Below are 15,325 nucleotides of genomic sequence, written 5' to 3' on the forward strand. Positions count from 1 at the left end.
GATCGGGTCGGTTCGAAAGGGTGAGTTCAGATACCCCGGCCGCGTTTGTGCAGGGCCGACAGCACGTTCTCCACCTTCACCGCTCCGGTCATGGCGGCCAGCGCGATAGCGGTCCGCGGTTCGCGCCAGTTCGCGCGAACCGCCTCCTTGCTGTAGCGCCAGGCCGCGCCCCGGTTACCGGACGCCGCCGACCAGCAGGCCAGCTGTCCGTACACCCGGGCCGCCCCCGGACCGCAGCCGCTGATCTCCGGGTGCCGCCGCATCATCCAGCGCAGCGACGAGATCTTGGTGGCGTACTCGTACGCGTACTGCGAGGTCCGCCCCCAGAGCACCCGGACCAACGGCTCGTCCAAATGAACGATCGGACTCCGGCGGGCCGCCCTTAGCAAAAGGTCCCAATCCTCGTTCTGGCTGCCCGGCGCGTCCTCGGCGACCAGCCCGATCGCGTCCTCGTCCAGCGCCTCCCGGCGGAGCAGGAACGACGACGAGTGCAGCATCGCCATCCGGGACCGGGCCAGGTCCTGCACGGTCACCCGGCTCCGGCCGGCCAGTCGCGGGTTGCGGCGGCCCTCGTACTCGACCTCGATCGCACACGTGGCGAACTCGGCCGACGGCTCCGCGAGCAGCGCCGCCACCTGACGGCGCAGCTTGTCCGGCAGCCACTGGTCGTCGTCGTCGCAGAACGCCATCAGCTCGGTGTCCAGCGCCATCAGCCCGGTGTTGCGGGCGCCGGCCAGGCCGGCGGTCCGCCAGTTCGTCAGGACCAGCACCGGTACGCCGTCGGTGGACGCCAGCAGGTAGTCCGGCTCGGTCTGGTCGTACACCACCACGACCTTGAGGTCGCCCGGGTAGCGCTGCTCGCGAACCGCGGCGATCGCGCGGCGGACCAGCTCGGGGCGGTTCCGGGTGGGGATCACGACCCCGACCGACGGCCAGTTCATCATGCCTCCGAAGCGATGTTCAGCGGGTAGCCGTACGCCCGCAGCAGCGGCCCGCAGACCGCGCCCACCAGGCGGCGCTGGGCGCTGGGCAGGGCGCGGACCCAGGCGTCGTCGCGGCGCAGCGCCAGCCGGCCGACGGTGAAGCGCATCGGATTGCCCGCCGCGCTGTGCCCGACCCGCAGATCGGCGTGCTCCGTCCGGAGGAAGTCCAGGTGCTCGGGGTGCAGGGGGAGGCCCGCGAAGTCGGCCAGGCGGATCAGGCCGGCCCGCGGGTCGGCGAGGAACTCCTCGTAGCGGATCCGGTACACCGGCACACCCCGGCGGGCCAGCAGGCCGAACGCGGCGTTGTGCGCGTTCCACAGCACCGCCGAGCGGCCCGGGGAGTAGCGGGTCATCTGGTCGGCGCCGTCGGTCTCCGGCCGGCTCACCGTCTTGGTCCAGGAGTACGCCACCCCGCGCGCGTCCCGCACCACGTGCACCACCCGCAGGTCCAGGTCGTCCGCCCAGCGCAGCACGTGGGCCAGTGCCGAGTGCTTGGAGGAGTCGATCACCATCCGGGCCCCGGACACCTCGGCCGCCGCGGCGTAGACCCGGGCGTAGTAGGAGGCGTACTCGCGGACCTCGTCGGTGGCGGCGGTGGCCGAGGCGAGGCGCGGGATGTGCCGGGTCCGCTCGACCGCGTCGCGGAGCCTGTGGATCCGGTCGACGTCGACGTTCGCCCAGCCGTTGAAGGCCAGGTCGCCGACGCGCCGCCAGAACGCGCAGCCGGAGAACCGGGCGCCGCAGCCGCACCGCTCGTCGTCCCGGATGTCGCGTTGCCAGAGGTGAACGACCTCGCCGAGAGCGCACATCCCGGGTAGTTCGCCGAGCAGGCGTTCGACAAGTGTGGTTCCGCTACGTCCGAATCCGCCCAGAAAAAGCACTTGTGCCACTTTGGCTCGCCTTCGCTCGTTTCGCTCAGGTAACGAGTGAAACAGGCAGAAGGAGGCGTTAGGTGACTATCGAGGCTTTCGACCGTGTACACCTAGATGGCACCGGTATCGACCGCATTACCGAGGACGAGGTCGTGGCCGTTGTCCGGGACGCGCTCGCCCACGGTCGCGGTGGCCGCATCGTCACCCCGAACATCGACATCCTTCGCCGCGCCGCCGCCGACCCGGCCGTCCGCCGCCACCTCGACGACGCCGACCTCATCGTCGCCGACGGCATGCCACTGATCTGGGCGAGCCGCCTCGGTGGCGCCCCACTCCCCGAGCGGGTGGCCGGCAGCAGCCTGATCTGGTCCCTCTCCGAAGGGCTCGGCCGCGACAACCGGTCCATCTTCGTGGTCGGCGGAACCCCGGCCCCCTCCGGAGGAGGCGCGGCCCGGGCGGCCGCCGCGCTCACCGCCGCCTGCCCCGGTCTGCGGATCGCCGGCACGATCAGCCCCGACTACGGCTTCGAGCTCGACGAGAGCGCCTACGCCGACTTCTGCGCGAAGGTGATCCGCGCCGAACCGGATCTGGTCTTCGTCGGCCTCGGCTTCCCCAAGCAGGAGGACGTCATCGAGCGCCTCCGCGGTGACCTGCCCCGAACCTGGTTCGTCGGCTGCGGCGCCGCGGTCAACTTCGTCGCCGGCGACGTCGGGCGCGCCCCGCTCTGGATGCAGCGCAGCGGCCTGGAGTGGGTCCACCGCCTCGGCGCCGAACCGCGCCGCCTGGCCGGCCGTTATCTCCGGCGCGACGCCCCCTACGCCCTCCGCCTCCTGGCCTGGGCCCCGCGCTGGGCCGGCCGGCGCTGATCGTCAGGGGAGATCGGCCTGGCCCCGCGCTGGGCCGGCCGGCGCTGATCGTCAGGGGTGGACGTTGCCGCCCTCGCCGCCTGGGGAGTCCCGCCGGGAGCGGGGCGCTCGCCGGCGGCGGGTGCTGCCCGGGACGCCGCGGAAGGCGGCGCAACGGCGGCCGGCCCGGGTGAGGGGCACGCCCAGCGTCGGCTGTGGGAAGCCCACCGCGTCGTAGCCGCTCTGCCAGGGGAAACGGTCGCCCGGGTCGGGCCAGGCGAGCTGTAGCAACCGCACCCGGTCGTCGCCGTAGCGCATCAGGGCGGCGCCGGGGAACAGCTCGGCCCGGATCTCGCCGCCCACCACCCGCACCTCCTGGCCGGTGATCAGACCGCGGATGCGGTGACCGTGGCGCAGCTGGAGACCCTCGTCGCGGACCCGCCCGGCCACCTCGTTGAGAAGCTGGTGGCCGACCTCCGGGGGCACTCCGGCGATGGTCAGCTCGGGAAGGCCGTAGCCGGTGAGGCCCACCGTGTATGCGAAGGGGACCGTCTCGGCCGGATCCTCGTCACCCGGCAGGACGTGCACGACGGCCCACCCGAACCGCTCGATGATCTCGCTCTGCTCCTCGAAGAAGTCGTCGAGGTACGACATCGGTGACACCCCCGTGGCTCGGCCCGAACTGGCTGAGCTCACTATGGAACACACGTACGACACTTTTTCGGGCTGGCAAACCGTACGTCCGTACGGTTAAGATCGGATCATGGGTTTTCGCATCGATGACCTGCACCATGTGCAGCTGCTGATCCCACCGGGTGGCGAGGGTGTGGCCCGCGCCTTCTACAGCGGAGTCCTCGGCATGGCCGAGGTCGTGAAGCCGCCGGTGCTGGCCGCGCGCGGCGGCTGCTGGTTCCGGGCGGGCGGCTGGGAGGCGCACCTCAGCGTGGTCCCGGACTTCGTGCCGGCGCTCAAGTCGCACCCCGGTGTGCTGATCGACGGCCTGGACGCGCTGGCCGAGCGGCTGGCGGCCGCCGGGCACCCGGTCGAGTGGGATCCCCACTTCCCGGGTCACCGGCGGCTCTACTCGGCCGACGGGCACGGCAACCGGCTGGAGTTCCTCGAGCGGATCAGGGATTGAAGTACGGGTCCTGGACCAGCCGCAGGAACGCCTTGAAGGCCCGCTCGTCCCCGGCCAGCTGGAACTGCTGGTTGGGCCCGTTCCCGTCGGGATCGGACTCGAAGTAGGCGACGGCCTTGATCTGCTTGTTCACCTTGAAGGTGCGCTCGGCGTCCTTGAGCCAGTCGGCCCGGCCCTCCGACCCCCATGCCTTGGCCACGCCGAACTCGCCGATCACGATCGGTTTCGGGCGCTGGGCGGCCCAGTCCAGGAAGGGCCCCATCAGCGTGCCGATCGGCTGGAACTCGAAACCGGCGTAGACGTCGACACAGGTCCAGTCGACCTGGTCGTCGCCGGGGTAGAAGGCCGGCGCGTCGCCCCGGATGAAGCCCTCGGCGGTCGGGCACCACACCCAGGAGACGTTGTCGGCCTTCTCCTCACGGAAGATCTTCCGGACGTACCGCCAGGCCGCGATGTAGTCCTCGCCGGACCACATGGTGGCCCGCAGGTTGGGCCGGTCCATCTCCCAGCGCATCCGCAGCATCACCGGGTCCTTGATCTTCCGGATCGCCCGGGCCTGCTCGCGGATCAGGTCGTCGTGCTCCCCGGACAGGATGGACCGGTTGTCCCCGGTGGCCCAGCTGATCATCAGCTTGGCGCCGTCGGCGAGGAACGCCGCGTCCGAGGGGGTGCCCATCATCTGCTCGAACCGGCGGTACGTGTTGATGAAGTGCAGCTTCCGGCCCAGCGACTGCTCCAGCGCGCCCACCGCGGCGAGCCGGCCCACCTGGGTCATCTCGTCCGGCTTGATCCACGCCCCGAGGTAGGCGCCGCGGCGGGGAGCCTCGAAGGGCCCGGCCTGGAACGGGCCCCGGTTGGTGGCGACCGCCCGCGGCGGGCTGCTCAGGTCGGGTGAGGGCGTCGGGACGGGCTCCTCCCGGTCGCCCGAGAAGCAGCCGCCGAGCAGCAGGAGCGCGAGGACGGTGACGATCAGCCGGCTACGCATGGAGCCGCCGGGCGGTGTAGAGGACGTTCACGGCGTAGGCGTCGCTGCCCGGCATCCGTCGTGCCGCCGCGTCGGCGAGCCGGGCCACCCGGTGGTCGTGCAGCGACGGCGTGAGCATCGAGAAGCCGCGCCGCTCGACGATCTCGAAACCGTGCCGGGCCAGCAGCCGCCCGACCTCGTCGTGGGAGAGCTCGGCGAACCAGCGTTCCCCGCTGTGCCGCCGGGCCCGCAGGTGCCGGACCGATCCGGCGTTGCCGTGGTTCTCCACCACGAGCAGCCCGGATCCGCGGTGCGGCAGCACCTTGGCGGCGAAGGCCAGGGCCCGGTCCCGGACCCCCTCGTCGACGTTGAGCAGCAGCCGGAAGATCGTGACGATCGCCGGGAAGCCGGCCGCCACCGGCTGCGGCACCGGGCCGTCCTGGGGAACCAGGTGCCAGTAGGCCCGCGACCCCACCTCGGCGGCCTTCGACATCATCCCGCCCGACGTGTCGTACCCGTGCGCCTCCCGGACCAGGCCGTGCAGCGCCCGGACCGCCCGCCCGGTGCCGCAGGCGAAGTCGTGCTGGACCGGTGGATGCTCGGGGAACTCGCGGCGCACCAGGGCCCGCAGGTAGTCCCGTTGGCGGTCGTTGATCCGCGACGCGTAGCTGTCCGGGGCGTACGTCACGGTCTCGTACTTCTCGACCGCCTCGGTGTCCTGGAACACCCCTGTGTAATCGCTGGTCAACTCTTCCTCCTGAATGCGCCGAGCATCAACGGTCCGCGTAGCAGCCACGCCCCCACGGCGTACGCCGGGACGGCGATCACGATGGCCGCCGGGAAAAACTGGATGAATCCGAAACAGAGGAGGGCCAGGAGCGCCGCCGTGAGCGTCCCCCGGCCGAACGGGTGCAGGCCGGTGCTCCGGTAGACCTGGGCCAGCGGGAGCAGGTTGTTCACCACCATCGCCCCGGCCAGCCCGGCCGCTGCCCCGAGCGCCCCCCAGTGCGGGATCAGCCACACGTCCAGGCCGATCGTCACGGTCAGCGCGATCAGCACATTGCTGAGGTTCAGCGAGGTGCGACCGGCCATCGCCAGGACCATGTCGACCATCCCGCAGCCGGTCGCCACCAGCATCGCGACGGCCAGCACCCGCACCACCGGGACGCCGGAGGAGTACCCGTCACCGAACACCCGCAGATACCAGGGCGCGAGCGCTGTCACCAGCAGGCTGATCGGCCAGGTCACCAGGACCAGCCAGCCGGTCGCGATCTGGTAGAGCCGTTTCGTGGCGGCCAGGTCGCCGGTGCTCAGCGTCTCGGCCAGACGCGGCTGCACCGACTGCGACAGACCCTGGTTCGCGAACTGGATCAGCACCACGAACCGGCCGGCCACCGCGTAGACGGCCGCCGGCACCAGCCCGCCCAGCGCCGCCACCAGCAGCACGTCCACCCGCTGCAACGCGAGCTGGGCGACCGCGGCCACCGCCCGCGGGGCGGTGAAGACCCAGAACTCCCGGCGCACGCGGCGGCGCTCACCCTGATCGGTGCTCACCCTCGTCCGGCCCGAGGTGTACGCGCGACGCGCGGCCACCGCGGCCAGGATCGCCACCGGTAGATACGGCGCCGCCCAGGCCAGCGCGAAGACCGGCAGCGAGGCCGTGACCCAGAGTGCCGCCACCCCCGCCGCGCCGACCGCGAGCAGTTGCAGCCCGCTGCGCAGCAACCGGTCCAGCAGCACGGTCGGCCGCATGCTCCGGTAGCCGCGGGTCACGGTGAGCAGCACGTCGGTGAGCGCCTGGAGCGGGACGAAGACGGCCAGCACCCGGAGCCCGGCGGTGTGCCCGGCGACCACCTCCGGTGCCTCGCCCGCGGTGAGGTCCGCGATCGCCGGTGCGGCCAGCCACATCGCCACGCCCAGCAGCAGCGAGAACCCGGCCACCGGCGGGATGCCGGCGCGCAGGCAGGCGCCCAGCAGATGCTCCCGGCCGGTGCTGCGCAGCCGGGCCGGCCAGTACACCAGCCCGGTCTGGGTGCCGAGCTTGGCCAGCCCGCCGACCAGCACGAACGCGGCCGTGGCGGCGAAGAACGCACCGGCCTGCTCGGCGCCGAGCGCCCTGGCCACGATCCAGGTGACCACCACACCGGTGCCGCCGGCCAGCGCCGAGCCGGCCATGTTGGCCAGCCCGCCGCGGGCCACGCCCCGGGTGGCCCCCGGATCCGCCTGAGTGGTCGTTGCCGTCATCGGCGGCGCCAGACCGGGGTGTGCCCCAGCCAGCCGGCCAGCGCCTCGTCGTGCGACTGGTAGTAGGCGTACAGGTCGCGGCGCAGCCCGGGATCCATGTCGGCCTGCCGGGGGCGGGCGTTGTGCTGCTCGAAGACCGGCCGCTCCAGTCCGGCGGGCAGCCCGAGGAAGGCGCAGACCTCGTCGTACACCGGCTCCGGGTCGCTGAAGAAGCGCTCGCTCTCCACCACGTGGATCCGCTCCCGGCCCACATGCTGGGCCACCACGCTCAGGTAGCGGGCGTACTCGCCACGGGACCGGTACGCGTGATGCTGGTGGGCGAAGCTGTAGTAGGTCGGGTCGAGGGCGAGCCGTTCCTCCTGGCGGTGCAGCCGGGCCGGCTCCAGGGCCAGGGCCGCGCCGAAGTCCCGCTCCGACTCGTAGGCCCGGGCCACCTCGTGGTGGTGCTGCGAGTAGGCGCGTTCCACCGGGTCCCGGACCAGCACCACCAGCCGGGCGTAGGGCAGGTCACGGGCGATCCGGGCGGCCGCCTGCGGGTGGTACATGTAGTAGGGGCTGGACTCGAAGGTCTGCGCGCGTACCCCGTGCCGTTCGGCGATCCGCTCGGCGCTGCGCAGCGTCGGGAAGTGGCCGCGGTACCACTCCGGCCCGCGCTGGTAGGACGTGTCGAAGTAGTGCACGCCCTTGTGCAGCACCGCCTTCAGTACGACCGGGTGCGCGGCCAGCGCGCGGTACAGCGACGTGGTGCCGCAGCGCTGCCCGCCGCAGATCAGGAACGAGGGCAGCATCCGGCTCTCCGCGGTGAGCCGTCCGAACGACCGGGAGCCGAGGTGCACGACCCGTTTCACCGGTGCGGGCAGATTGCGTACGTGCATGGTTCTACAGCTCCTCCACGCGCCGGATCAGCACCGGCAGCAGCCAGGTCCCGAGCACGCCCAGCCGGGCGCCCGCCTCGGCCTGTTTGTCGGTCAGGTAACGGACGGCCAGGTCGACCAGGTAGAGCAGGGCGGTGATCTCGCGGGCCACCGGCGCCACTCCGAACGGGGCCAGCAACTCGTCGGCCCGGTGCACGGTCGCCTCGACCGCGGCCCGGGCGTCGCCGGTGGACTGGATACGTTTCTGCAGCTCGTGGTGGATGGCGTCGAAGCCGAGCGGCACCCCGGTGGCGAACCGCTCCCAGTCCCACACGAGCAGGGCGTCGGCCAGGTTCGCCATGTTCCAGGGGGCCCAGTCGCCGTGCCAGGCGCCGTACCGCATCGTCGTCTCACCGCTGTGCGAGCCCAGCACGTCCACGGCGGCGGCCAGTCCCGACCCCTCCGGCCGGTCGGCGACCGTCGCGAGCCGCGCCTGGAGGTCCTGCCAGTACCCGCTGCCGGTGAGCGGCCCGGTTGTGTAGCCGCGGCAGCCGGCGACGTCGATCATGGCCGCGGTGAGCCGCCGCCGGCTGAGCGGCGCCCGCGGCAGCCAGACCGGCAGCGCCGACTGGACCAGCACCTGCATGTTCCGCCACTGCCCGGCGTGCATCACCCGGGGCACGGTCAGCTTGGTCAGGCCGCTGCCGCCGAGCGTGGTGAGCGCCGCCGTCTCCGCCTTGACCAGCCGCCGGGTCAGCGGGCCGGTGCCCAGCTTGCCGAAGGCGAAGGTGTCGCCGTCCGGGCCGAGCAGTTGCAGCACCGGCTTGCGGTTGGCCCGTGCCGGGCCGATGTGGATGCTGATCGCGAGATCCCGGCGCAGTGCCTCGCTCAGGTAGCCGTCGATGCCGGCCGACAGCGGGCCGGTCACCCGGATCCGATCCCGGAACACCAGGCCGGTGGCCCGCGCGTGCACCGCGGCGACCACGGCGCCCCGCTTGAGCCGGGCCATCCGGCTCTGCGGCTCGGCGTAGCGGCGCACGGCGGCCGCCGCGATCGCCGGCGAGTGCGTCGGGACCAGCAGCCGGGGCCGGTGCGCGTTCGGAACCACCAGGTACTCGGTGACCAGGGGCCCCGGGGTGCCGTCGGTCCGGCAGGGCTCGGGGTAGAGCAGGTGGAGAACCTCGGTCAGGTACTGGGTCCGCAACGCCGCGTCCCCGGCGCTCAACGCGGCAGGAGCCGTCTTGACCGGGCTCATGCCGCCGCCCCCACGGTGCTGAATGTTTCGTTCGCAAGCTCGCTCAATCGGTGTTCCCCTCGATCCAGTTGCGCCAGAGCAGCGCATATGCCAGAACCATGAAGGCCAGAGGGGTGACCAGCGAGTTGTACCAGAGCATCGCGGAGAACGAGGAGACGAGCGCGGCGCTGCCGGCGATCCCGATCGGGGTGCGGTCCCGGCGGAACCGCCACAGCCCGTACCCGAAGAAGCCGAGATATCCCACCGTGCCGGCCGCGCCGTGCGCGTAGAGCAGCTGCCAGAGCTGGCCGTTGCCACCCACCGTGAAGTTGCCGCACCGCTCGCAGCCGGCGCTCTCGCCGACCGCGATCGAGTTGCGCCCGCCGAGGGTGTTGCGGGTGCCGCCGTACCCGATCACCGGCGACCCGGTGAAACCGTCCAGGGCCTTGTCGACGAGGAACGACCGGACCCCGTTGGACTTGCCGTTGTCCAGCCGCGCCTGCACCGTCGTGCCCAGCGGGGTGGCGGTCAGCGCCACCGTCAGCGCGACACCCAGCAGCGGCAGCAGCGCCAGGATCCAGAGCCGGCCGGCCATCACGTGACGTACCGCCACGTAGACCAGCAGCAGCCCGACACCGATCCACAGGCCACGGTTGAGCGACGCCACCGCGGGCACCACCGAGACCGCCAGGCAGAGCACGGCCAGCGCCCTGCGGCCGGTACGGTGACTGGCCCACGCGGCCACCACGAGCCACGGCACCAGCAGGCAGAAGTTGTTGCCCCAGGTGTTCGTGTAGCCCCAGGGTGCGGCCGGGCGCGGCTTCTCGCCACCGACCAGGTCCATGATCTGTGCGGCGTACGGGTGCACCAGCGACCGTACGAAACCCTTGTTGCGAACCCCGTGCGGCAGCAGCCACTCCACCGGCGAGGTGAACTCGAAGTTCCCGGCCACCATGCCGAGCAGCCCGCCCAACACGGTCAGCACGAACATCCCGCCCAGCAGGCGGACCAGCCGGCGGCGGGACAGTTCGGCGTCGGTCAGATTGCCGGCGTACACCAGAAGGACCGTGAGGGACCCGTACATCGAAAGCTTGTAGACGACGGCGACCAACCGCTCGCTCGCGCGTTCCGGAACCGTGCCGGGCGGGTCCGTGCCCAGCGCGGCGATGCTGATCACCACCGCGGCCAGGAAGATCACCCACCAGACGAAGCCGGGTGGCAGCCGCACCGGGCGGCCCGCCGAGCGCCGGCGCAGCAGCAGGAACAGCATCGGCGCGGCCATCATCGGGAAGATCAGCACGCCCAGGCCGAGCGCCCACCACAGCGGATAGAGCAGCAGGATGCCGGCCACCGGCCAGGACGGCAGCGAGCGGCTCTTGGCGGAGATCCCGGGCGCGGTCCCGGCGTGCGCTACCGCCGCGACCGCGGTCACTTGTCGTCGCCGTCCGCGGCGCCCGCGCTGGAGAGGTCGATGATCGCGGTGGCGTCCGGGTTCTCGATGCCACCCGGGCGCTGCCGGCCGGCGAAGGACAGCTGCTGGGTCGGGCCCTCCAACGGCGTGTCCACGGCGTCCGGCACCGGCAGGGAGACGGCCGGCTCGGCCTGCTCGCTCGGGCGCGTCACGGTGAGCCGCGGCAGCACGACGGCGCCGAGCAGCCGGGTGCCCACCCGCTGGAGCTGGTCGGTGGCGTCGAGCAGGGCCGGGCGCTGGGACCGGTGCAGCTCCACCGCCAGGATCGCCGCGTCGGCCAGGCTCGCCAGGCTCTGCGCGTCGGCGCTGCTGCTGGTCGACGGGGCCTCGATGACCACGTACCCGCTCTGTTTGCGCAGCGCCTGGAGGGTGTCCCGGAGCCGTTGCGACTGCATCAGGCCGGCCGCGGTGGCCGTGCCACCCGTGGTGATCACCCGCAGCGACGGGATCCGCGGGGTCCGTTGCAGGGCGCGGGGCAGGCCGACCCGCCCGGCGAGCAGGTCGGAGAGGCCGGGCATGGCCGACACCCCGAACATCCGCGCCAGCGGCGCGGCATCGATCACGCTGTCCGGCAGGTGCGCGCCGATCAGAACGACTTCACTTCCGGTACGCGCGAGCGCCGCCGCCAGGTTCGCGGCGACCAGGGTGCTGGCCGAACCCCGGCTGGTCCCGGTCACCACGATGATCTGGTCGCGTTCGCCCAGGCTGGCCAGCACCTCGTTGCGCAGCCGGTTGAAGACCCGCCCGCCCGGCCCGTACGGCTGGAGGACGTCGTCGAAGTGCGGCGTGCTGCGCTCGTCCAGCGCGGCCAGCACCGGCACCCGGCCCCGGTCCCGTACGTCGTTCGGGGTGACCAACCGCCGGTCGAACCGCTCCCGCAGGTACGCCAGGGACAGTCCGAGCAGCAGCCCGAGCATGCCGCCGGTACCCACGTTGAGCAGCGTGTTCGGGCTGCTGGGGGTGTCCGGCAGGCGGGAGTCGCTGATGATGCTGCCGCCGCCGACCATGGTGGTGGTCAGCTCGTTGAGCCGCCCGGTCAGCGAGTTCAGCTGGTTCTGCGAGTTGTTCCGCAGGCTCTGCAGGTTGCCGGCGATCGGGCTGTCCTTCGGCGCGATCGCCAGTTTCGCGTTGATCCCGGCCAGCACCGTGGTGAGCTGCCGCACCTTGAGGTTGAGCGACTTGATCTGCCGGTCCAGCTGGGCCCGGGCGCTCTCCTCCCGGTTGCGCAGGTACGCCTCGGCGAACGCGTGCGACCCGGCCTGCGCCTTCCGCGGATCGTCCGACCGGAAGGTGATCACCAGCACCGTGGTGTTCGCGGGCACCTGCACCGACACCGACTTGGCCAGCTCGACCGGCGACTCGTCGCTGCGCAGCAGGGTGGCCGCCTTGACCGCGACCGCACCGGAGCCGACCAGCTGCGCCTCGGTGTCCAGGTTGACCGCGCCCTTGGTCCGGCCGCCTTGCGCGTTGGTGTCCTGCCCGACCGGCTCCACCAGTACCGAGGCCGACGACTCGTAGACCTTCGGCATGGCCTGCGTCAGGACCGCGCCGCCGCCCAGGCCGGCACCCGTGGCCACCAGGGCGATCCACCAGTGGCGGCGGAGGGCACCCAGGTAGTGCGACAGATCGGACGAGGGGCGAGACGGTTCCATCAGTCTTCGGCGGCCCTTCCGGGAGAGGAGTGTGCGTGTCAGCTTTGGGCGTTTCGCCCCAGAGTGACAACGCCACACTCCCGCCGCGAGTGATGGCTACGAGAGTTTCGGCTCCACCCAACCGCTCTCGACCAGGTAACCGAGGACCATCTCGACCGCCTCCGGAACGGTCATCGTGGTGGTGTCCACGGTCAACTCGGCGTCGGCCGGCTCCTCGTACGGGTCGTCGATCCCGGTCATCCCGCGCAGTTGACCGGCGCGGGCCCGCGCGTACAGGCCCTTGCGGTCCCGGCTCTCGCACACCTCCAGCGGCGTGGCCACGTGCACCAGGATGAACCCGGCACCGGCCTCCACCGCCATCTGCCGGGCCGCCGCCCGGGCCGCCTCGTAGGGTGCGATCGGGCAGGCCACCGCCATGCCCCGGTGCCGGCCCACCTCGGCGGCGACCCAGCCGATCCGGCGGACGTTGCGGTCCCGGTCGGCCTTGCTGAAGCCCAGCCCGGCGGTCAGCTCACGGCGGACCACGTCACCGTCGAGCAGCGTCACGGTACGGTCGCCGGTCTCCCGGAGCGCGTCGGCCAGGTTCCGGGCGATTGTCGACTTGCCGGAACCGGACAGGCCGGTGAAGAAGACCACCAGACCGCGCTGCCGGCGCGGCGGCCGCACCCGGGACAGCTCCTTGGCGACGGCCGGCGGGGTGTGCCACTCGGGCAGCGGGAAACCACGGTCCAGCAGGTCGTCGATCTCGGCCGGGGACATCGCCAGGCGACGGTTGCGTGGCGGGATGTCGTCGCGCCAGCGCCACTGGCCGTCCCGGTTGTCGTAGGCCAGCTCACGCGGCAGCAGCACCCGCAGGCCCGCGCCGGACAGCGAGTCACCGGTGGACAGGACGTGCGTCACGCCGTACGCCCGGGCCACCCGCGCGCGCAGCAGCGCGTCGCGCATCTCGTCGCCGCGGGTGAGCAGCGGAACCGCCACCACGGTGGCCGGGGGCATCCGGTCGCGGGCCGCGAAGATCGAGCGGACCAGCGCCTCCGGCGGCAGGCCGTCCGGGCCGGGCCCGCTCACCGGGATGAGGATCAGCAGGTGGGCCGCGAGGGTACGGGCGGCGTGCGCGATCTGGGCGAGCTGCGGCCGGTGCAGCGGCCGGTCGGCGATCACCCCGAGCACCCGGCCCGGTGGGAGCAGCGCCCGGACCTCCTCCGGCAGGCGCCGCAGACGCTGGAACGGGCCGTGGCCGCCGTCACCCATCCGGCGTACCGGGCCACCGATGCCGAACCGGTTCTCCCCGGTCCGCCACATGTCGGTCACCTCGATGGCGGCGACCGGGGCGCCTTCGGGGTCGGTCAGCACCAGGGTCCGCCGGGCCGGGTCGGCCGGGTCCAGCGCGGACGCCACCTCGCCGGGGATCTCGCAGGTCACCGGCACCGGCCAGGACACGCCGTCGGCCAGCCGGCCGCGGCGGGCCAGCGAGGCCAGGTCGGCGCGGCCGAGGAAACCGGTCAGCGGCGCGTAGGCGCCGGAGAGCAGCAGCTCGAGGTCCGCCAGCTCGTAGGGGCGCGGGGTGAAGGAGGGAGCGTCCCGGAGCACGTCCTCGGGCAGTACCGAACCATTCACTTCGAATCCCCCTGCAGGTATTTGGGGGACAGTTTCGCAGCCTCGATCCAACCGGTCGAGTCGGGATCTCGGTCTTCCCTCAGTCGGTACGAAAGCCACATAAAGCAATCTCAGTACAAAACAGCTTGTTACTGGACAAACATGCTTGATCATCTGATACTCGCACTTTGTGAGACAGACCCGATCCCGACTACTGCACCTCGCCGCCCTGACCACGGTCTTCGCGATGTCCGTGACCGCGACGCTCTCCTGGGCGTGGACGGGCGGCACCGACCGGCTCGGCATCCCGCCGTACCGGCCCCCGGTCTTCGTGGACCCGGCTGTCACCGCGCCGCGCACGACCCTGCCGGATCCGCCCGCGCCGCCGGCCCGCCTCGTACCGGAGCCCGTGCCGGGGCCGGACACCGCCCGGCGGCAGCCCGCGATCGTGCCGGCCGGGCACCGTTCCGAGTCGGTGCGGGAGTGCCGCACCGGGAACAGGCTGGTGCCGACCTGCGGGATCCTGTGGGGCGTGGCTCCGGGGGCACACACCGAGGCACAGGGCCTGTGGGCGCTCGACGAGTTCGAGCGCAAGACCGGGCGGCATCAGGCGATCTTCCACGGGTACCACAAGGGCACCCGTCAGCTGTTCCCGACCGAGCAGGAGATCCGGATCGCCCGCGAGCCGGGGGGCAAACGGATCCTGCTGCTCAACTGGAAGCCGGAGACCACCACCTGGGCACGGATCGCGCGCGGCGACCGGCGTACCGACGACTTCCTGGACCGCCTCGCCGTACACCTGCGGGAGAACTTCCGGGAGCGGTTCTTCTTCGCGATCCACCACGAGGCCGAGGACCAGGTACGCGAGCGGGCCGGCTCCGGCTACACGGCCCGTGACTACGCGGCGATGTTCCGGCACGTGGTGAAGCGGCTGCGGGCCAAGGGCGCCACCAACGTGGTGACCGTTCTGGTGCACATGGCCTACGTCCCGCACACCACCAAGAGCTGGTTCCAGCACATGTACCCGGGCGACGACGTGGTCGACTGGATCGGCTTCGACACCTACTCCTACAGCGACCCCGGCTACGGCCACGGCGACTTCGCCGAGCTGCTCAACCGCCGTTCGGCGAGCAAACCCGGCTGGCCCGGCTTCTACAACTGGGTCCGCGGGCGCCACCCGGACAAGCCGCTGATGGTGGCCGAATGGGGCGTCTGGTTCTCCGAGCGCAACCCGGGCCACATGGCCGAGTTCTATCGCGAGGTGGGACAGCAGATCGGCCGCTTCCCCGGCATCAAGGCGATGGTGCACTTCGAGACCCCGGCCAACCACAAGGGCCAGGACTCGTCGGTGGACAGCACCCCGGCCGCGCTGCGCGAGTACCGTCGTCTCGGCAGGCTCCCGGTGTTCCAGGTGTCGGTAAACTGAGAACCGGCTGAGAGACCCTGAGAAGGGCTCAGGGGTTATCCCGATC

14 protein-coding genes are annotated in these 15,325 nt (G+C 72.0%); 3 read left to right on the top strand and 11 right to left on the bottom strand.

Going from position 1 to position 15,325, the window contains the following annotated elements:
* Positions 1–26: 26 nt before the first annotated feature.
* Positions 27–941 carry a glycosyltransferase family 2 protein gene (locus BJ964_RS13860; protein ID WP_188126937.1) on the bottom strand — a complete coding sequence of 305 codons (915 nt, stop codon included), beginning with the start codon at positions 939–941 and terminating at the stop codon, positions 27–29.
* The gene (locus BJ964_RS13865; protein WP_188121046.1) at positions 941–1,873 is read right to left on the bottom strand and encodes a sulfotransferase; all 933 of its coding nucleotides are present in this window, start codon (positions 1,871–1,873) and stop codon (positions 941–943) included. Before BJ964_RS13865 ends, BJ964_RS13860 begins: the two co-directional genes overlap by 1 nt.
* 62 nt (positions 1,874–1,935) lie before the next feature.
* On the opposite strand from BJ964_RS13865, the gene BJ964_RS13870 reads away from it, so the two are divergent.
* The gene (locus BJ964_RS13870) at positions 1,936–2,721 is read left to right on the top strand and encodes a WecB/TagA/CpsF family glycosyltransferase (RefSeq protein ID WP_188121047.1); all 786 of its coding nucleotides are present in this window, start codon (positions 1,936–1,938) and stop codon (positions 2,719–2,721) included.
* A gap of 51 nt (positions 2,722–2,772) precedes the next feature.
* Here BJ964_RS13870 and BJ964_RS13875 read toward each other — a convergent pair whose 3' ends face one another.
* On the bottom strand, positions 2,773–3,354 hold the full coding sequence (locus BJ964_RS13875; RefSeq protein ID WP_188121048.1) for a DUF4262 domain-containing protein: 582 nt from the start codon (positions 3,352–3,354) through the stop codon (positions 2,773–2,775).
* 109 nt (positions 3,355–3,463) lie between these two features.
* Here BJ964_RS13875 and BJ964_RS13880 point away from each other — a divergent pair, with 109 nt between their 5' ends.
* Positions 3,464–3,838, top strand: coding sequence for a VOC family protein (locus tag BJ964_RS13880; RefSeq protein ID WP_188121049.1), 375 nt, complete (start codon positions 3,464–3,466; stop codon positions 3,836–3,838).
* On the opposite strand, the gene BJ964_RS13885 is transcribed toward BJ964_RS13880, so the two are convergent.
* From BJ964_RS13885 to cysC, 8 genes are all read right to left on the bottom strand, one after another.
* On the bottom strand, positions 3,828–4,823 hold the full coding sequence (locus tag BJ964_RS13885) for a glycosyl hydrolase (protein ID WP_188121050.1): 996 nt from the start codon (positions 4,821–4,823) through the stop codon (positions 3,828–3,830). The two genes, BJ964_RS13880 and BJ964_RS13885, sit on opposite strands and share 11 nt — an antisense overlap.
* Positions 4,816–5,550, bottom strand: coding sequence for a class I SAM-dependent methyltransferase (locus BJ964_RS13890; protein WP_188121051.1), 735 nt, complete (start codon positions 5,548–5,550; stop codon positions 4,816–4,818). Before BJ964_RS13890 ends, BJ964_RS13885 begins: the two co-directional genes overlap by 8 nt.
* Entirely contained in the window at positions 5,547–7,046 is a 1,500-nt protein-coding gene (locus tag BJ964_RS13895) for an MATE family efflux transporter (protein WP_229806635.1), read from the bottom strand. Before BJ964_RS13895 ends, BJ964_RS13890 begins: the two co-directional genes overlap by 4 nt.
* Positions 7,043–7,921, bottom strand: a complete 879-nt coding sequence (locus BJ964_RS13900) for a sulfotransferase family protein (RefSeq protein ID WP_188121052.1) — start codon at positions 7,919–7,921, stop codon at positions 7,043–7,045. The genes BJ964_RS13895 and BJ964_RS13900 overlap by 4 nt, the downstream gene beginning before the upstream one ends.
* A gap of 4 nt (positions 7,922–7,925) precedes the next feature.
* The gene (locus tag BJ964_RS13905; protein WP_188121053.1) at positions 7,926–9,155 is read right to left on the bottom strand and encodes a hypothetical protein; all 1,230 of its coding nucleotides are present in this window, start codon (positions 9,153–9,155) and stop codon (positions 7,926–7,928) included.
* 43 nt (positions 9,156–9,198) lie between these two features.
* A complete protein-coding gene (locus BJ964_RS13910) occupies positions 9,199–10,566 on the bottom strand; it encodes a hypothetical protein (RefSeq protein ID WP_188121054.1) in 1,368 nt (455 codons plus the stop codon).
* Complete coding sequence (locus tag BJ964_RS13915) at positions 10,563–12,257, bottom strand: Wzz/FepE/Etk N-terminal domain-containing protein (protein ID WP_188121055.1); 1,695 nt, start codon at positions 12,255–12,257, stop codon at positions 10,563–10,565. The genes BJ964_RS13910 and BJ964_RS13915 overlap by 4 nt, the downstream gene beginning before the upstream one ends.
* Before the next feature lie 96 nt (positions 12,258–12,353).
* The gene (gene cysC, locus BJ964_RS13920) at positions 12,354–13,874 is read right to left on the bottom strand and encodes an adenylyl-sulfate kinase (RefSeq protein WP_188121056.1); all 1,521 of its coding nucleotides are present in this window, start codon (positions 13,872–13,874) and stop codon (positions 12,354–12,356) included.
* A gap of 169 nt (positions 13,875–14,043) precedes the next feature.
* Between cysC and BJ964_RS13925 the strand changes: the two genes are divergently transcribed.
* Positions 14,044–15,279, top strand: a complete 1,236-nt coding sequence (locus tag BJ964_RS13925; RefSeq protein WP_229806636.1) for a glycoside hydrolase family 26 protein — start codon at positions 14,044–14,046, stop codon at positions 15,277–15,279.
* Positions 15,280–15,325 lie beyond the last annotated feature (46 nt).

It is taken from the genome of Actinoplanes lobatus (assembly GCF_014205215.1).
GTDB lineage: Bacteria > Actinomycetota > Actinomycetes > Mycobacteriales > Micromonosporaceae > Actinoplanes > Actinoplanes lobatus.

What these genes read in the sequence shown, in the direction of transcription:
- BJ964_RS13915 (WP_188121055.1), bottom strand. Translation starts at nt 12,257, where the DNA reads ATGGAACCGTCTCGCCCCTCGTCCGATCTGTCGCACTACCTGGGTGCC.
- BJ964_RS13895 (WP_229806635.1), bottom strand. Translation starts at nt 7,046, where the DNA reads ATGACGGCAACGACCACTCAGGCGGATCCGGGGGCCACCCGGGGCGTG.
- BJ964_RS13860 (WP_188126937.1), bottom strand. Translation starts at nt 941, where the DNA reads ATGAACTGGCCGTCGGTCGGGGTCGTGATCCCCACCCGGAACCGCCCC.
- BJ964_RS13905 (WP_188121053.1), bottom strand. Translation starts at nt 9,155, where the DNA reads ATGAGCCCGGTCAAGACGGCTCCTGCCGCGTTGAGCGCCGGGGACGCG.
- BJ964_RS13880 (WP_188121049.1), top strand. Translation starts at nt 3,464, where the DNA reads ATGGGTTTTCGCATCGATGACCTGCACCATGTGCAGCTGCTGATCCCA.
- BJ964_RS13885 (WP_188121050.1), bottom strand. Translation starts at nt 4,823, where the DNA reads ATGCGTAGCCGGCTGATCGTCACCGTCCTCGCGCTCCTGCTGCTCGGC.
- BJ964_RS13875 (WP_188121048.1), bottom strand. Translation starts at nt 3,354, where the DNA reads ATGTCGTACCTCGACGACTTCTTCGAGGAGCAGAGCGAGATCATCGAG.
- BJ964_RS13900 (WP_188121052.1), bottom strand. Translation starts at nt 7,921, where the DNA reads ATGCACGTACGCAATCTGCCCGCACCGGTGAAACGGGTCGTGCACCTC.